Origin of the sequence: Vibrio sp. S457-15, from assembly GCF_000960545.1 — a bacterium.
Taxonomy (GTDB): Bacteria; Pseudomonadota; Gammaproteobacteria; order Enterobacterales; family Vibrionaceae; genus Vibrio; species Vibrio parahaemolyticus.
Genome location: NZ_JYOQ01000177.1, coordinates 120,175 through 137,575, shown reverse-complemented (window position 1 = coordinate 137,575; position 17,401 = coordinate 120,175). Strand labels below are relative to the sequence as shown.

The following is a 17,401-nucleotide window of genomic DNA, read 5'->3' as shown; positions in this document are numbered from 1 at the left end:
GAGTCATACGTATGAAAGCATATACCAAACTGTTGGCTTCTCTAGTGTTATTGTCAGGCGCGTATGGCGCGTCTGGTTTTGCCAACACTCCGGAGTTGTCAGACAAAACGTTTCGAACGGTAAACAAAGTTCAGGAACTCATTGCTACAGAAAAGTACGCTGATGCCCTTTCTAAATTGAACTCAGCATTAAGTAGTACAAGCAAAAAACAATATGACCGTGCAGTCTTACTGCAACAGATGGGCTTTTTGTACTCTCTGCAAGATGACTACCCGAAAGCAGCAAAGTATTTTGCTGATGCGTTAAGTTTAAACGCACTTCCAGTGCCTGTAGCCCAGCAAGTTCGTTATAGCTTGGCGCAGCTTTACTTAGCCGAAGGGCAATTTAAAAAGTCAGTAGCAACCATGAATGAGTGGTTCAAAATTGCAGAAACCACCGAAGAAAAGCCACAAGCGCATGCATACATCACTCTAGCGAGTGCTTATGTTCAGCTAGAAGATTACAAAAACGCGATTCCACCAGCTAACCAAGCAATCGCTATGAGTAAAGAACCTAGTGAATCTTGGTATCAGCTACTGATGTCTGCGCATTATGAACTTAAGCAGTTCAAGAGCGTTGCGGGTGTATTGAAAATATTAACCACTAAATATCCAAAAAATAAGCGTTACTGGACTCAATTGTCTGGTATTTACATGGAGTTAAATCAAGAGCGCAATGCCCTTTCAACACTAGAAATGGCTCATAAGATGGGTCTCTTAGAAGGTGAGAAAGAATACCTGCGTTTAGTAAACTTCCAAGCTTATCAAGGAGTGCCTTTCCGCGCAGCGAAAACACTTCAAGCAGCCTTTGATAATGGTCATGTAGAGCGCAACGCAAAAAATTTGGAAACACTTGGTTCGTTTTGGCAGCAAGCACAAGAACTTGAACAGGCTATCGACGTCTATCAACAAGCTTACAATCTTGCTCCACAAGCAAAAACTCAAATAAAAATTGCTCGTCTAATGATTTTAGACAAGCAATATACGGAGGCGACGAAGTTTACGCAAAACGCCGCCCCAGATGCTAAGCACGAACAAAAAGGAGAGCTCTCTTACATTCGTGGCATGGCATATTTTGAGTTAAACCAACCGAGTAATGCTCTAAAAGCAATGAAAAGTGCGGCTCAATCTCCGGATATGAGAGCAATGGCGAGCCCTTGGATTAATTTCCTAGAGTCACAAGGGTAAGTCATGCATTTATCATGGCGCGAAAATTAAGTGTGAGTCAGTCGCACGCCTGGGGAAGTGAAAGCTTCCCCTTTTTTCGTCGTTTTTCAGTTCTCAATCCGTTGTCATTGATGGGGATGCGGACCAAAAGATCAACTGGTAACCACATAGAGATCATGATACTCTTCGCCTCCATTTTTCTGGCGGGATTATCACCAATCACCATTTCCATAATGGCTGATTCCTTGCCGCCAGTGCTATCGTTATAAGACTGTCGAAACTTTCCTTCGGCACTCAATCAATCCAATCAAAAGTGGAACAGTACAATGGGCAAAGGTACTCTCTATATCGTATCTGCACCTAGCGGCGCAGGTAAATCTAGCTTGATCTCAGCAATGTTGGAACGTAATCCAACATACGCAATGAAAGTGTCTGTGTCTCACACTACTCGCAACATGCGTCCTGGTGAAGAAGACGGTGTCCACTACCACTTCGTCGCAAAAGAAGAGTTTGAAACTCTGATTGCTAAAGGCGACTTCCTAGAATACGCCGAAGTGTTTGGTAACTATTACGGTACGTCTCGCGTATGGATTGAAGAAACGCTAGAGAAAGGCATCGATGTATTCCTAGATATCGACTGGCAAGGTGCTCGCCAAATTCGAGAGCAAATGCCAGAAGCAAAAAGCATCTTCATTCTGCCACCTTCAAACGGTGAGCTTGAACGTCGTTTAAATACTCGTGGTCAAGACAGCGCAGAAGTCATCGCCAAGCGCATGGCTGAAGCAAAATCGGAAATCTCACATTACAGCGAATATGACTACGTCATCGTGAATGATGATTTCGACACAGCATTAATGGACTTTAAAGCTATCCTTCGTGCAGAAAGATTGAAGGAAGAAAAACAAGCTGCTAAATATAAAGGTATGCTTGACGCGTTATTAGCAGAATAGCTCTCACCAAAGAGTCAGTCTGTTTAACCAGAATTTCCGCTACTTTGTATTGTGCAAAGTAGCCATAATAAACAAGAGAGAAAGCCCACACATTGTGGCTTGTCTAATTGCTAGTAAATAAAGTAGTTAGGTTGTATACTTTCTCGTCATTCTAAAATTTAGTTAACTATTTGGAGTCCTCATGGCACGCGTAACTGTTCAAGACGCTGTTGAAAAAGTTGGCAACCGTTTCGACCTAGTACTGATTGCGGCTCGCCGCGCTCGTCAAATGCAAACTGGCGGTAAAGATGCACTAGTGCCAGAAGAGAACGATAAGCCAACGGTTATCGCTCTACGCGAAATCGAAGAAGGTTTAATTACTAAAGAAGTTCTAGACGCTCGTGAACGTCAAGAGCAGCAAGAGCAAGAAGCGGCAGAGCTAGCGGCAGTAAGCAGCATCGCTCACAACCGTTAATTCTGTCTTTAGAATTCAACAACCTCCCGGGCCTATAATTTGTATCTATTCGATAGCCTCAAAGACGTTGCCCAAGAATACCTAACAGAGCCTCAAATTGAGGCTCTGCGTCAATCTTATGTGGTAGCGAGAGATGCCCATGAAGGGCAAACCCGCTCTAGCGGTGAACCATACATCATCCACCCTGTCGCTGTGGCTCGTATCTTGGCCGAAATGCGCCTCGATATTGAAACCCTCCAAGCTGCTTTGCTGCATGACGTCATTGAAGACTGTGACGTTACAAAAGAAGATCTCGAAGAGAAATTCGGCAACACCGTCGCTGAGTTGGTTGATGGTGTATCTAAACTGGACAAACTCAAATTCCGTGACAGGAAAGAGGCTCAAGCTGAGAACTTTCGCAAGATGGTTCTGGCGATGGTGCAAGATATCCGCGTTATCCTGATCAAACTGGCTGACCGTACGCACAACATGCGCACGTTAGGTGCACTTCGACCAGACAAAAAACGTCGCATCGCTCGTGAAACACTAGAAATCTATGCCCCATTAGCTCATCGTCTTGGTATTCACAATATCAAAACTGAGTTGGAAGAGCTGGGTTTCGAAGCGCTGTACCCAAACCGTTATCGCGTACTCAAAGAAGTCGTGAGAGCGGCTCGCGGTAATCGCAAAGAGATGATTCAGCGTATTCACAGTGAAATCGAAGGCCGACTGCAAGATGTTGGTTTGAATGCACGCGTCGTAGGTCGTGAAAAGAACCTGTTCTCCATCTACAACAAGATGAAAACCAAAGAACAGCGTTTTCACACCATCATGGATATCTACGCTTTCCGAGTGGTTGTTGATACTGCCGATACTTGTTATCGCGTTCTAGGCCAAGTGCACAGCTTGTATAAGCCGCGCCCAGGTCGCATGAAAGACTATATCGCGGTACCAAAAGCAAACGGCTACCAATCGCTTCACACTTCCATGGTTGGCCCACACGGTGTGCCTGTTGAAGTGCAGATCCGTACTGAAGATATGGATCAAATGGCGGACAAAGGTGTCGCAGCGCACTGGTCTTACAAAGACAAGGGCGATAAGTCGGGCACGACCGCACAAGTGAAAGCGCAACGTTGGATGCAAAGCTTGCTTGAGCTACAACAAAGTGCAGGTAACTCATTCGAATTCATTGAAAACGTAAAATCGGATCTATTCCCAGATGAGATTTACGTCTTCACACCAAAAGGTCGTATTGTTGAACTTCCACTTGGCGCGACAGCCGTAGATTTTGCTTACGCGGTACATACCGATGTAGGTAATTCCTGTGTTGGTGCTCGTGTTGACCGTAACCCTTACCCACTAAGTAAGGCACTGAAGAACGGCCAGACGGTAGAAATCATCAGTGCGCCAGGTGCTCGTCCAAATGCCGCTTGGTTGAACTATGTCGTGACTTCTCGCGCTCGCACTAAGATTCGTCAAGTACTGAAAACCATGCGTCGTGAAGAATCCATCACGCTCGGCCGCCGCCTACTGAATCACGCTTTGGGTCGTCACTCGATTGACTCCATCTACCCAGAGAACATTAAAGAAGTACTGACCGATCTGCGCTTAGAAAGCACAGACGATTTACTCGCAGCAATTGGCTTAGGCGAACTCATGAGTATTGTGATTGCTCGTCGTTTGCTGGGCGATACTGAAGAACTAACGACAACCAGTTCCATTCCAACCGACTCGAAGAAGAAACTTCCAATTCGTGGCGCGGAAGGTTTGCTGCTGACGTTTGCTAATTGCTGTCACCCAATTCCAGATGACCACATCATTGCGCATGTGTCTCCTGGCCGTGGCTTGGTTGTTCACCGTGAAACGTGTCCAAATGTGCGCGGTTACCAAAAAGAGCCGGACAAATACATGGCCGTTGCGTGGTCTGACGATTACGACAAAGAGTTTATCGCAGAACTGAAAGTCGACATGCTCAACCACCAAGGTGCTCTGGCAGAATTGACCAACGTGATTTCGAAAACAGGCTCCAATATCCATGGCCTGTCGACCGAAGAACGTGATGGCCGACTGTATACTGTCACCGTTCTGCTGACCACCAAAGATCGTGTCCACCTTGCAGGTATCATGCGAAAAATCAAAGCGATGCCGCAGGCGACCCGAGTCAGACGAAGAAAGAACTAAACTCATCGCCACCCACTCGCACTGGGTGGCGATTTTTTTATACCCTATTTATTTACTATGAATTTAGAACGTTACCACCGTATCCATCAGGTGCTTAAAGCACGCCAAACCGACCTTACTTTGTGCCTAGAAGAGGTTCACAAACCTAACAACGTCTCTGCCGTTATTCGTACGGCTGACGCCACGGGCTTACACAAAGTTCATGCTATCTGGCCTGATAAAATGCGCACTTTAACCCACACTTCTGCAGGTGCTCGTAACTGGGTTGAAGTAGAAACTCACAACTCGATTGAAACCGCCATTACCGAGCTCAAAGCCCAAGGCATGCAAGTATTGGTGACCAACTTATCGGACAGCGCGGTCGATTTTCGTGAAATCGACTACACCAAACCGACTGCAATCATCCTGGGTAGTGAAAAAATTGGCGCGTCTGAACAAGCGAAAAAACTCGCCGATCAAGACATCATTATTCCGATGATTGGAATGGTGCAATCTTTGAATGTTTCGGTCGCCAGTGCTGTGATTCTGTATGAAGCGCAACGCCAACGTGAAGCGGCAGGCATGTATGATCGAGAAGAAAGCGCACTACCAAAAGAAACCATTCATCGCATCTTATTTGAACGTGGTCACCCAGTGCTTGCCAAAGTAGCGAAACGCAAGAAACTGGAATACCCACCACTCGACGATGAAGGTCAAATCATCGCAGATGAGGCGTGGTGGCAAGAGATGCAAAAAGCTTAAGCTGAAACATAACGTCGAAAGCCCTCGCTTTCTACGCCACTTCTTATAGTTTTTCCTGTACAAAAACACAGCTCAATGGTTAACATACTGCTATGTTAACCATTTTCTTGAGCTTTCTATGTCTGCCCAAATGCTATCTGCTGTTCCTTTAACTTCTCTATCAGGAGTTGGCGCCAAAGTCGCAGAAAAACTCGCTAAAGTCGGCTTGCATAGCGTTCAAGATTTGTTGTTCCACCTGCCCCTACGCTACGAAGATCGCACCCGCATTTATCCTATTGCCAAACTGCACGCAGGCCTTTGGGCGGCCGTACAAGGCAAAGTCATGACCGTCGATACCATTTTTGGTAAACGCAAAATGCTGACAGTCAAAATCAGTGATGGCAATGGCACCATCACGCTGCGTTTTTTCAACTTTACTGCAGCGATGAAGAACAATTTTTCACAGGGTAAGTTAGTACACGCTTACGGAGAAATTAAGCGTGGTGGTATGGGGCTGGAAATTGTGCACCCTGACTACAAATTTTACGCCAGTGAACAAAAGCCAGATGTGGAACAAAGCTTAACCCCGGTTTATCCAACCACCGATGGCCTGCGTCAAATCACTTTACGTAACCTTACAGAGCAAGCATTGGTGCTACTCGATAAAGTGGCAGTGCAAGAATTGCTACCTTCTGGCTTGTATAACCATCAGATTACTATGTCGCAGGCGTTGCACACCATTCATCGCCCGCCGCCAACCATTAATTTAGATGAATTTGATGAAGGTAAGCACCCCGCTCAAATCCGTTTGATCATGGAAGAGTTGCTCGCTCAGAACTTATCGATGTTGGCGGTTCGCAGCAAAGGCCAGCAAGATATCGCCTTACCGCTCGCACCATGTGACAAACTGAAAAAACAGCTGTTGGCGCAACTGCCGTTTTCTCCGACCAATGCTCAAGCACGCGTGGTGAAAGAGATTGAATCCGACCTCGAAAAGCCGCACCCAATGATGCGTCTTGTCCAAGGTGACGTAGGCTCAGGGAAAACCCTCGTCGCGGCACTGGCTGCCGTCAGAGCCATTGAGCACGGTTACCAAGTGGCCTTAATGGCACCAACTGAGCTGCTCGCTGAACAACACGCCATCAATTTCGCCAACTGGTTTGATGCCATGGGCATTCAAGTTGGCTGGCTTGCTGGTAAGCTCAAGGGCAAAGCCAAAGAGACGGAACTGGCTCGTATTGCCAGCGGTGAAGCGCAAATGATAGTGGGTACTCACGCCCTCTTCCAAGAACATGTGGAATTTCATCACCTAGCTTTAGTCATCATTGATGAGCAGCACCGCTTTGGCGTCCATCAGCGATTAGAGTTACGTGAGAAAGGGGCAAAACAAGGCGCGTATCCGCATCAGCTCATCATGACGGCGACTCCGATTCCTCGCACGCTAGCAATGACAGCGTATGCTGATTTGGAAACGTCGGTGATAGACGAATTACCACCAGGCCGAACGCCGATTCAAACCGTCGCCATTCCAGATACCAAACGTGACGACATTGTCGAGCGGGTACGAAACGCTTGTCTTAACGAAGGCAAGCAAGCGTATTGGGTGTGTACGCTGATCGATGAATCAGAAGTGTTAGAAGCGCAAGCCGCAGCAGACACCGCTGAAGAGTTGCAGCGCAAACTGCCAGATGTAAAAATTGGCCTAGTTCATGGTCGTATGAAGCCCGCCGAAAAGCAAGCTGTCATGCAAGAGTTTAAAGACAACAAGCTCCACCTGCTCGTAGCCACGACGGTGATAGAAGTTGGCGTAGACGTGCCAAACTCTAGCTTGATGATCATCGAAAACCCTGAACGCCTTGGTTTGGCTCAATTACACCAGTTAAGAGGCCGCGTCGGTCGAGGCTCGGTTGCCAGTCACTGTGTCCTGCTGTACCACGCCCCCCTGTCGAAAACCGCACAAAAACGACTCGGTGTGCTGCGTGAAAGTAACGATGGCTTTGTTATTGCGCAGAAAGACCTCGAGATCCGCGGGCCCGGCGAATTGTTGGGCACCAAACAAACAGGCTTGGCTGATTTCAAAATTGCCGATTTAGTTCGAGATCAACGCTTAATCCCAGAAGTTCAGCGTATTGCACGTCATATTCACGACAATTACCCAAGCAATGCAGCCGCCATCATCGAACGCTGGCTAGGCGAGCGTGATATCTACTCCAAAGCGTAAATCTTAAAGCAAGCCAAATGGCTCGTTTTTTAGTGCTGCCACCAATAGCAAACGATTGCTTTTTGGACAAATCTCTCTATAATCGCGCTCAAAATTTCTAGAGTGTGCCTCATCACACTTCACCAACCTGAGTTGACACTGATTAACAGCAATCACAGGTAACGACGTCAACTCCACCCAGCCCTCCCATTCAGCGAGATCTGGGAACACATTGCGACTAGCGAGACAAATCATGACAACTTCAAACCGATCTTCGGAACTGGTCTATCAATTAAATGATCGCCCACCACTGCCACAAACGATTTTTGCTGCACTTCAGCATTTATTGGCGATGTTCGTTGCGGTGATTACACCTTCCTTAATCATTTGCCAATCTTTGGGCGTTCCGGCCGATCAAACCAACACCATTATCAGCATGTCGCTGTTTGCATCTGGTGTTTCTTCCTTTATCCAAATCCGTACCTTTGGCCCTGTCGGCTCCGGCTTGCTATCGGTGCAAGGCACCAGCTTTAACTTTTTGGGTCCAATCATCGGTGCGGGTTTATCACTCAAAGCAGGTGGCGCGGACATCAGCACCATGATGGCGGCGATTTTCGGGACGATTTTAGTTGCCTCCTTTGCCGAGATCTTACTGTCTCGTGTGCTTGAGCATGCACGTCGCATCATCACACCTCTCGTCTCTGGCATTGTCGTAACTCTGATTGGCCTGACGCTGATCCAAGTCGGCTTGGTTTCTATGGGTGGTGGCTATGCTGCAATGGGCGACGGTACTTTTGGTAGCTTAGACAAACTGGCGCTCGCTGGTACCGTACTTGGTTTAATTGTGATTTTGAATCGTTCTAAAAACCCATACATTCGCGTGGCTTCGATCGTGATTGCCATGCTGGTTGGCTATGTAATGGCATACTTCATGGGCATGGTCGACACCTCAAAATTGGGGGAAACCAACCTCGTTGCGCTACCGATTCCGATGCAGTACGGCTTGTCATTTGACTGGTCACTGTTTATCCCTCTCGTGCTGATTTTCTTTATCACGGCGTTGGAAGCGATCGGCGACATTACCGCAACGTCTGAAGTATCTGGCGAGCCGGTTAAAGGCCCTATTTACATGAAGCGCATCAAAGGTGGGGTATTAGCGGACGGTCTGAACTCGGCTATCGCTGCGGTATTCAACAGCTTTCCAAACTCTACCTTCAGTCAAAACAACGGCATTATCATGCTAACGGGCGTCGCAAGCCGTTACGTGGGTTACTTTATCTCGGGTATGTTAGTGATTCTTGGTCTATTCCCGGGCGTGGCCAGTTTTGTTCAGCTGATCCCAGAACCTGTACTTGGTGGTGCAACTATCGTGATGTTCGGTACCATTGCCGCTGCAGGCGTGCGTATTATCTCGCGTGTTGACCTCGACCGCCGCGCAATTCTGATTATGGCGTTGTCATTCTCGATGGGGTTAGGTATCGCTCAGAAACCTGAGATTCTGCAGTTTATGCCTGAGTTTATTAAAAGCATCTTCTCAACTGGTGTGGCTGCTGGCGGTATCACCGCGATACTGCTGAACTTGCTGCTTCCAGAAAAACTGGCAGAAGAAGATGAACTTGTCGCTCAAGAAGTGAAAGAGTCTTAATACCTGTACTTAGAAATTAAAAAGCCCAACCACATTTTTGGTTGGGCTTTTTGGTTTTAGAGGATTATTTGGTCGGGAAACTGATTTGGGCGATCAAGCCGCCTTCACTGCGATTACGCATTACCACCGAACCTGAATGTTGGATAACAATACGTTTTACAATCGCTAAACCCAGACCAGTACCTTCGCTGCCTCGCGCCGTATCACCACGGGTAAACGGTTCGAACAACTTCGCGATTTGCGACTGCTCAATCCCCGGACCGTTATCTTCTACGCATATCCAAACCAACTGTTTGTCTGCCGTCACGCCTGTGCTGATTTTCACCCAACCGTTGCCGTAACGCAGTGCGTTGACAACTAAGTTACTCACCGCTCGCTTAATAGCAATCGGGCTGCCTTTCGCAGGAGGAAGGTGCATGTTCAAGTCCGTTTCAATCTCGACTTCATATCCCCCTTCAGAGCTCGCCACGTCACTAGCGATGGTACTGACATCAACCGACTCAAACGATTCTTTGTTTACAGGCTTTAGATAATCCATAAATTGACTGATGATCTCATTGCACTCTTCCGTGTCACTGATGATCCCTTCCGCCAAATAGCTGTCTTCTGGCGACATCATTTCAGTAGCGAGACGAATTCGCGTCAGCGGCGTACGTAAATCATGACTGATGCCTGCCATTAACAGAGCGCGGTCTTCTTCGAGCTCTTGAATCCCTTTCGACATCTGGTTAAACGCACAAGTTACCGAACGAATTTCCGATGCGCCTTTTTCTGGTAGCGGTGGGGGAATTTCCCCTCTCCCAACGCCTTCTGCCGCACGTTGCAACGCCAATAATGGCCGGTTTTGCAAGCGAATAAACAACCAACCACCTGCGATAATTAATAGCGCCATGATCAGGCTGTTACGAAATAGCGGCGCAAAGTCCTCTTCTTGCAGCTCAGACAGCGGGATGCGAATAATGGAATTGGGCAGCTTCTCGATGTGCATCCACAAAATGTAGCTTTCACTACCTAGCAGCAGGCGTACTTCGGTTGGTGAGCCTAGCTCTTGAGTCATTTCCTCCGACATCAAATCAATAGACATCGCATGGTTAAACTCAACCGCCTTCTCGCTGTTGATGCTGTGAACTGTCACGCCCAACCTTTCTAATAACTGGCGACGCAATGGTGCATCCGATTTTAGCGGGCCATCTTCATCGAGAACCAGATTCAACTCATGAGCAAGAATTTTGTTGAACTGTTGCAGGCTTGGCATCAACGCGTAGTTAAAAACGGCGTAATAAGAAAAGACTTGGCTAGCGAGAAGCAAGGAGATGAACAGTAGAATAGATTGTGTCAGTGAACTTCGGATTCGCATGGAAATTTCCTGATGACCCTAATTGCGAAAACCTCGACCACCAAATAAGAAGGAAATTTGATGGCCGAAGTTTTAAAAACCGATTGCCGGTTAAGCGAGTAAGAATTACGACTCTTTGCCGTCTGGGACAAATACGTAACCTAAACCCCATACGGTCTGGATGTAGCGAGGTTTGCTCGGATCGTCTTCCAGCATGCGGCGTAGACGAGAAATTTGTACGTCGATAGAACGCTCCATCGCCGAGTATTCACGACCACGCGCCATATTCATCAGCTTATCACGCGACATTGGCTCACGCGCGTTGGTTACCAGTGATTTCAACACCGCAAATTCACCCGATGTTAATGGCATAGCCTCATCACCACGGAACATTTCACGCGTGCCTAGATTCAAACGAAACTCACCAAACTCGACCACTTTTTCTTCTGTACTTGGCGCCCCCGGTAGCTCAACCGTTTGGCGACGTAAAACCGCTTTAATACGAGCGAGTAGTTCACGCGGGTTGAACGGTTTAGGTAGGTAATCGTCCGCACCAACTTCCAAACCAACAATACGGTCAACCTCGTCACCTTTTGCTGTCAGCATCAGAATTGGCAACATGTTATTGGCGTGGCGTAAACGGCGACAAATCGACAAACCATCTTCGCCTGGCAACATCAAATCCAATACCATTAGGTGAAAGTTTTCGCGTGTTAGTAGGCGATCCATTTGTTCGCCGTTTGCTACACTACGGACTTGAAAACCTTGCTCAGAAAGGTAACGCTCCAACAGAGCACGCAAACGAGCATCGTCATCAACCACTAAAATTTTATGATTTTCCTGCATTGAAACATCCTTTCAGAAGCATCTATTGACGAAAATGTATCACTGTTTTTTCAAACGTGCTTGTGCAAATTGTTACTCTTTTTATCTTAGACGCGGTTTTGGGAAATTATTTGCGCGCCGCCCTAAGTATTTAGCGATATTGACTTTGTTTCGAGATGTGAACAACGCCACAAAAACGCGATGAGAGGTGGTATTAACCGCAGCTCAAGCTTGTGTGCCTACTGGCCGTAATTCCATTCCAACTCACGTTTAGCGTCTAACCATTCTTGTTGCGCTTCATCTAACTTTCGGCGCTTTTTCTCGATTTTGTCGCTCGAACCCGACGTTTGTGCCTCTGTCAATTCTAGCTCGCGAGCTTTTACTTTTTGCGCTTTTTGTTCGACTTCTGATTGCAGTTTTTCGCGTAAATCTTCTTCCGAGCATTCATCCTCAATCGCAGCAAGGGCTCGTTTTAATCCATCAATGCGCTTTTGATTACCTTGTACTGTGGCGTATTCAATTTGCTGCTCAAGTGCAAACGCTTTGGCATCACACCCTTTTAGCTCTTCTTGAGCGACAGTAGGAAGCGAAATAGCCATCGTTAACACAGCACCACAAATCACGGCTTTCATTTTAAACCTCTCCAGTAAATACAGCTCGTGCCCTCAAATGAGGGCGCATAAAAAATAGGTCAACATCATTGGCAAACGCACTTCGCTCGCCGAATGTTTCAAGGTCGAGGAAGTTAAGATTCTGCGCTTTGCTTGTTGTATTCAATCGAATTAATGAACCACTCTTTGTCACCTTCCGGCGTTCGAACGGTAAATTCTTCATCCACTTGCTTTTTCAACATGGCTCTGGCCATAGGGGAATCAATGGAGATGTAATCTTTGGCATCGCCATATATTTCTTCTGGCCCCACAATGCGGAACTTCTTCACATCACCAGCTTCGTTTTCAATCTCGACCCAAGCACCAAAAAAGACTTTGCCTTCTTGTTGAGGTGAGTAATCTACGATGGTGACTTCAGGTAAAAACTTTCTGAGAAAACGAACGCGTCGATCGATTTGACGCAGCAGTCGTTTATTGAAGGTGTAGTCAGCATTTTCCGAACGATCGCCAAGGCTGGCCGCCCACGTCACGATCTTGGTGATTTCTGGACGCTTTTCATTCCAGAGGTAATCGTGCTCTTGCTTGAGTTTGTTATAACCTTCACGGGTAATCAGCTTAGTTTTCAATTTGGCTCCTATTCATTTCGGCATAAAAAATGCCGCACATTCAGCAGCATCGACGCTTACGCGATCTTCATCCTAAACCTAGAATTATACCCAAAGCCACAAGATTCTCAGAGCGGACTTTGGGTATTGGCAATTAGGTTAGGCGACGGTTCGACTATTTTTCGTAATCTGGTTTTTTCGTCACGATGTAATTGGTTTCACTCGCTACTAACGCACCGTGCTTTAAGAAGTTTTTACCCAAAATCATGCTGTAATGAAAGCGTCCGCGATCTTGCAAATTCACACGAATTTTCTTCTCTAAGTCACCCAGTTTGACGTGCATTTCCACCACCGGACGTACGTTTGCTTTCTCGCCTTTTTTCGCAGTAATTTTCATTACGTCTACCACTTCGCGAGTAAAGGCTTTTTGCATACCGAGGTCATTTTCGTAGGTAAAGCTCACCATGTCTTTGCCATCTTTTTGGAACAGTTTGATGTCCTTAGCATTGATAGAACTGACATCCGCACCGGTGTCCAGTTTGACCGGGAAAGACATACCTTCCACTTCGGCCACTTCGATGTGGCCAGCTCGGAACAAAGGTTTGGCATCGAGCAAGTGGTCTGCGCGCGTATTCAGTAGCACGCCACCTTTAGCCATGTTGTGGCCGAAAACGAAAAACGGCTGCTCTTCATCTTTATCTAGCACGTCAATAGCAAACTCCATCGACTTTTCTTTGTTACCGAACAAGAAGTCACCTTCCACCACAGGACGCACCATGTCGCCGACTTTGAGTTTCTTCAGCACGGGTTTGGTGATTTTTTCTTCTTTGCCTTTTTCGTTGCTCAAATAGAACGTCGCGACTTCGTCTTTGCCCTTTTCACTCAGTTCAAATCCATTCACGCGTAATAATGGCGTTTTAACGGTAAAGGTTGGATAAGCGGGAACCACGTAGCCATCAATGTTCACTTCCTCTTCCGGTGAAATCACCAATGGCTTGGACTTCAGTGCACTCTTAAAGGTTTTTTCCACACCACCGAGCAAATTCTCTTTGTCGGTATCTATCACGAAATTTTGGCTCACTACGTCTCGACCCAGACGGATTTGCGAACTGAACTTGCTGCGGTCTCGTAAGTACACCAACCATTGCTGAGTTTCGTTTTCATCAATCTTGACAGGCAGATACACCAAAGGTCGCTCGCTCTTGGTGGTTTTCAACATGCGCACCAATGGCAGTGTCATAGGATGGCGCTTACCGTTCTCACCCTCTAAAGTAAACGACACTTGCTTGGCTTTTTTATCAACTTTGATGTCGAGAGCGTGAACGTTGGTGTACCGGCTGCTTGTCGAAACGCTGGTTTTGTAGGGAATGCCTTCGATTTCTACCGTCTCTTTCTTGCCAATCATTTTCGCGTTGGGTTGTTCTTGCAGGTAGTCATACCCAGCAAACACCCACGCGTTATCATCTAGGTAAGTTTTGCCAATCAGGATTGGCGCAGAGAACTGTTTACGCGAGGTAAGGTTCACCACGGTATCTACCGTATGCCCAGCAATCGTCATCGGCATTTTTACGGTTGGACGCAAAATCGGTTTTTTGCTGGTGCGACTGCGGATAGCACTGATGCGCTCAAGATCGTCGGTTACCGTGATCTCTTTGCCAGTATAAGGATGCTGAATCGTGAAACTGACGGTGACTTGATAAGGTTCAAAACTGTTGGCTTCCCATTTGGCTTGCGTGCCACCTAAATCGTCGACAATTGCCCACAGCAGTTTGTCATCTTTAAGATTTTTGTATTTGGGATTGCTGCTGCTTACGTGAATATTTTCTGCATGCATGGAGGTGGTGTCAGCGCCGGTATCAATTTTACCGATGAAAGGGACGTCACTTAGCTCAGGAATTTCGCTGTAATACACACTTTCGACCCGCCCTAAAACTAACTTATCATCAAGTTGATAGATGGGATCTTGCGTGGTTGCAGAGATGGATTGCGCCCAACCAAACGGGGCTATCAGGAGAGCACTAGAGAGTGCCAGAGCCAAAGACATTTTTTTCATCATGATTATCCGTGTGAGCCAAGGTATATAAAATTAGTCGCCAACAGAACTTATAAGTTCTCAATTTAATTACAGTTTTGACATAAATCTGACCGATGTCCACCAGCGCCCGGTAAATTTTTGCGAAGCTAATTTAAAACATTGCAAATTCTATGAATGACCCCAATGTTCTATACACAACCAATATCCAAACCGAATTAAAAGAGAATACACGGATGAGCCAAGCTATCTGTCGCATGATTGCTCAAGAACTGAATGTTCGCCCAGAGCAAGTCAACGCCGCTGTCGCCCTGATTGATGATGGTAACACGGTCCCATTTATTGCACGTTACCGTAAAGAGGTGACAGGTGGCCTTGATGATACCCAACTGCGCACTCTGGACAGCCGTCTGTCATACCTTCGCGAGCTCGACGATCGCCGTAAAACCATTCTGAAGTCGATCCAAGAACAAGGCAAACTGACGCCAGAACTAGAACGAGAGATCACGCAAGCCGACAGCAAGACTCGCCTGGAAGACCTTTACCTGCCATACAAACCAAAGCGCCGCACCAAAGGTCAAATCGCGATTGAAGCTGGCTTAGAACCTCTCGCGGATACACTTTGGAACCAGCCACAAACTGAACCAGAAAGCGAAGCGACGAAATATCTTGATGCGGACAAAGGCATCACAGATACCAAAGCAGCACTGGATGGCGCTCGCGCAATCATAATGGAACGCATTGCTGAGGATGCGAACCTGCTTGAAAAAATTCGTGCTCATCTAAACCGCAACGCGGAACTGGTTTCTCGTGTCGTTGAAGGTAAAGAGCAAGAAGGCGAGAAGTTTAAAGATTACTTCAACCATAACGAGCCACTGAGCAAAGTGCCATCACACCGTGCACTGGCGATGTTACGAGGCCGTAATGAAGGCTTTTTGACGTTGGCGATGAACGCCGACCCAGAACAAGAAGAAGGTGCACGCCAATCGTACTGCGAAACCATCATTGCCGACCATTATGGCGTGACGCTAAGCAGCGCACCGGCGGACGCATGGCGTAAACAAGTGATCAGTTGGGCATGGCGCATCAAAGTATCGATGCACATGGAAACCGAGCTGATGGGCGCAATGAAAGAACGCGCTGAAATCGAAGCGATTGAAGTGTTTGCCACCAACCTAAAAGATTTGTTGATGGCAGCACCGGCAGGCCCTCGTGCGACGCTGGGTCTCGATCCGGGTCTGCGTACAGGCTCTAAAATCGCTATTGTCGATCCTACTGGTAAAGTGCTTGCAACAGAAACCATCTACCCTCACCCACCACAAAAGCAATACGAAAAATCAGCGCAAATCGTTGATCAGTTGGTGCGCAAATACAACGTGGATTTGATTGCAATAGGTAACGGCACGGCTTCGCGTGAAACCGACAGCTTTGTCGCTGACGTGATCAAACGCGGCAACCTGAAAATTCAGAAAATCATCGTAAGTGAAGCGGGGGCATCGGTTTACTCAGCATCTGAGCTTGCAGCGAAAGAGTTCCCAAATATGGACGTATCTCTGCGTGGTGCGGTGTCGATTGCTCGTCGTCTGCAAGACCCGCTAGCGGAGCTCGTTAAAATCGATCCTAAATCGATCGGTGTGGGCCAATATCAGCACGATGTTAGCCAATCTATGCTGGCAAAACGTCTTGATGCGATTGTCGAAGACTGTGTAAACGCGGTGGGTGTTGATGTGAACACTGCCTCTGCAGCGCTACTGACGCGCGTTGCAGGCTTGTCGAGCACCATCGCACAGAACATTGTCGACTTCCGTGATGAAAACGGTCGTTTCGAAGCACGTACAACCTTGAAGAAAGTGCCTCGTTTAGGTCCTAAGGCGTTCGAGCAGTGTGCGGGTTTCCTTCGTATTATGGATGGTAAAAACCCACTGGATGCCTCTGCAGTGCACCCAGAAGCCTACCCTGTAGTCAAAGCGATTGCCGAGAAGAACAGTAAAGACATCAAAGCACTGATTGGCGATTCGACGTTCCTTAAAGGTCTGCACGCGGTGGATTACACCGATGAGCACTTCGGTGTCCCAACGGTGACCGATATCATCAAAGAGCTGGATAAACCAGGCCGAGACCCTCGCCCGGAGTTCAAAACAGCGACCTTCGCTGAAGGCGTTAACTCGGTTGCAGATCTAGAACCGGGCATGATTCTCGAAGGCGTCGTATCGAACGTGGCCAACTTTGGTGCTTTCGTCGATATTGGTGTTCACCAAGATGGTTTAGTGCACATCTCAGCCCTGACGGATCGTTTCGTTTCTGATCCGCGTGAAGTGGTGAAAGCAGGTGACATCGTTAAAGTGAAAGTGATGGAAGTGGATGTACAGCGCAAGCGTATCGGTCTATCGATGCGTTTAAACGACGAGCCGGGTCAAGACAACCGCAGCCAACGCTCATCAGCAGCGCCGCGTCGTAATGACCAACCACAACGTCGTCAACCTCGCCGTGATGATTCCTCATCGAACAATGCGATGGGTGGCGCATTTGCGGCGGCTTTCGCCAAAGCAAAGAAGTAGTCTAGGTTTTAACGGCTGCACTTGAGATATTAAGGTTGCAGCTGGGCGACGGCTTCAAGCATCCAGAAGAAAACGCTCCAGTCAGTCATGCTGATTGGAG

Annotated in this window: 13 protein-coding genes; 8 read left to right on the top strand and 5 right to left on the bottom strand. The window is 47.4% G+C overall.

Annotated elements, in window-relative coordinates:
- The first annotated feature begins 11 nt into the window (after positions 1–11).
- The 7 genes from UF05_RS20230 (at position 12) to UF05_RS20195 (ending at position 9,334) form a co-directional block, all read left to right on the top strand.
- Positions 12–1,226: a tetratricopeptide repeat protein gene (locus tag UF05_RS20230; protein WP_045544793.1), complete on the top strand. Its 1,215-nt coding sequence runs from the start codon at positions 12–14 to the stop codon at positions 1,224–1,226.
- Positions 1,227–1,531: 305 nt separating this feature from the next.
- Positions 1,532–2,155 carry a guanylate kinase gene (gene gmk, locus UF05_RS20225; protein WP_005496750.1) on the top strand — a complete coding sequence of 208 codons (624 nt, stop codon included), beginning with the start codon at positions 1,532–1,534 and terminating at the stop codon, positions 2,153–2,155.
- A 181-nt stretch (positions 2,156–2,336) separates the two neighbouring features.
- On the top strand, positions 2,337–2,609 hold the full coding sequence (gene rpoZ / locus UF05_RS20220; protein WP_005379346.1) for a DNA-directed RNA polymerase subunit omega: 273 nt from the start codon (positions 2,337–2,339) through the stop codon (positions 2,607–2,609).
- Between the two features lie 39 nt (positions 2,610–2,648).
- Positions 2,649–4,769, top strand: coding sequence for a bifunctional GTP diphosphokinase/guanosine-3',5'-bis pyrophosphate 3'-pyrophosphohydrolase (gene spoT / locus UF05_RS20215; RefSeq protein ID WP_025795496.1), 2,121 nt, complete (start codon positions 2,649–2,651; stop codon positions 4,767–4,769).
- Between the two features lie 57 nt (positions 4,770–4,826).
- Positions 4,827–5,510, top strand: a complete 684-nt coding sequence (trmH, locus tag UF05_RS20210; protein WP_045544792.1) for a tRNA (guanosine(18)-2'-O)-methyltransferase TrmH — start codon at positions 4,827–4,829, stop codon at positions 5,508–5,510.
- A gap of 118 nt (positions 5,511–5,628) precedes the next feature.
- A complete protein-coding gene (gene recG, locus UF05_RS20205) occupies positions 5,629–7,710 on the top strand; it encodes an ATP-dependent DNA helicase RecG (protein WP_045544791.1) in 2,082 nt (693 codons plus the stop codon).
- Positions 7,711–7,942: 232 nt separating this feature from the next.
- Positions 7,943–9,334 carry a uracil-xanthine permease family protein gene (locus tag UF05_RS20195; protein WP_045544790.1) on the top strand — a complete coding sequence of 464 codons (1,392 nt, stop codon included), beginning with the start codon at positions 7,943–7,945 and terminating at the stop codon, positions 9,332–9,334.
- A 64-nt stretch (positions 9,335–9,398) separates the two neighbouring features.
- Here the strand turns inward: UF05_RS20195 and envZ are convergent, their stop codons facing one another.
- The 5 genes from envZ to UF05_RS20170 form a co-directional block, all read right to left on the bottom strand.
- Positions 9,399–10,691, bottom strand: a complete 1,293-nt coding sequence (envZ, locus tag UF05_RS20190; RefSeq protein WP_045544789.1) for a two-component system sensor histidine kinase EnvZ — start codon at positions 10,689–10,691, stop codon at positions 9,399–9,401.
- Positions 10,692–10,796: 105 nt separating this feature from the next.
- A complete protein-coding gene (gene ompR, locus UF05_RS20185; protein WP_005459027.1) occupies positions 10,797–11,516 on the bottom strand; it encodes an osmolarity response regulator transcription factor OmpR in 720 nt (239 codons plus the stop codon).
- Positions 11,517–11,734: 218 nt separating this feature from the next.
- Positions 11,735–12,127: a DUF1090 domain-containing protein gene (locus UF05_RS20180; protein WP_045544788.1), complete on the bottom strand. Its 393-nt coding sequence runs from the start codon at positions 12,125–12,127 to the stop codon at positions 11,735–11,737.
- Positions 12,128–12,240: 113 nt separating this feature from the next.
- Positions 12,241–12,732 carry a transcription elongation factor GreB gene (gene greB, locus UF05_RS20175; protein ID WP_005458979.1) on the bottom strand — a complete coding sequence of 164 codons (492 nt, stop codon included), beginning with the start codon at positions 12,730–12,732 and terminating at the stop codon, positions 12,241–12,243.
- A gap of 154 nt (positions 12,733–12,886) precedes the next feature.
- Complete coding sequence (locus UF05_RS20170; protein ID WP_082064075.1) at positions 12,887–14,767, bottom strand: putative ATP-dependent zinc protease; 1,881 nt, start codon at positions 14,765–14,767, stop codon at positions 12,887–12,889.
- 212 nt (positions 14,768–14,979) lie between these two features.
- On the opposite strand from UF05_RS20170, the gene UF05_RS20165 reads away from it, so the two are divergent.
- Complete coding sequence (locus UF05_RS20165; RefSeq protein WP_045544786.1) at positions 14,980–17,301, top strand: Tex family protein; 2,322 nt, start codon at positions 14,980–14,982, stop codon at positions 17,299–17,301.
- Positions 17,302–17,401: the final 100 nt, after the last annotated feature.

What these genes read in the sequence shown, in the direction of transcription:
- UF05_RS20230 (WP_045544793.1), top strand. Translation starts at nt 12, where the DNA reads ATGAAAGCATATACCAAACTGTTGGCTTCTCTAGTGTTATTGTCAGGC.
- gmk (WP_005496750.1), top strand. Translation starts at nt 1,532, where the DNA reads ATGGGCAAAGGTACTCTCTATATCGTATCTGCACCTAGCGGCGCAGGT.
- rpoZ (WP_005379346.1), top strand. Translation starts at nt 2,337, where the DNA reads ATGGCACGCGTAACTGTTCAAGACGCTGTTGAAAAAGTTGGCAACCGT.
- trmH (WP_045544792.1), top strand. Translation starts at nt 4,827, where the DNA reads ATGAATTTAGAACGTTACCACCGTATCCATCAGGTGCTTAAAGCACGC.
- recG (WP_045544791.1), top strand. Translation starts at nt 5,629, where the DNA reads ATGTCTGCCCAAATGCTATCTGCTGTTCCTTTAACTTCTCTATCAGGA.
- UF05_RS20195 (WP_045544790.1), top strand. Translation starts at nt 7,943, where the DNA reads ATGACAACTTCAAACCGATCTTCGGAACTGGTCTATCAATTAAATGAT.
- envZ (WP_045544789.1), bottom strand. Translation starts at nt 10,691, where the DNA reads ATGCGAATCCGAAGTTCACTGACACAATCTATTCTACTGTTCATCTCC.
- ompR (WP_005459027.1), bottom strand. Translation starts at nt 11,516, where the DNA reads ATGCAGGAAAATCATAAAATTTTAGTGGTTGATGACGATGCTCGTTTG.
- UF05_RS20180 (WP_045544788.1), bottom strand. Translation starts at nt 12,127, where the DNA reads ATGAAAGCCGTGATTTGTGGTGCTGTGTTAACGATGGCTATTTCGCTT.
- UF05_RS20170 (WP_082064075.1), bottom strand. Translation starts at nt 14,767, where the DNA reads ATGATGAAAAAAATGTCTTTGGCTCTGGCACTCTCTAGTGCTCTCCTG.
- UF05_RS20165 (WP_045544786.1), top strand. Translation starts at nt 14,980, where the DNA reads ATGAGCCAAGCTATCTGTCGCATGATTGCTCAAGAACTGAATGTTCGC.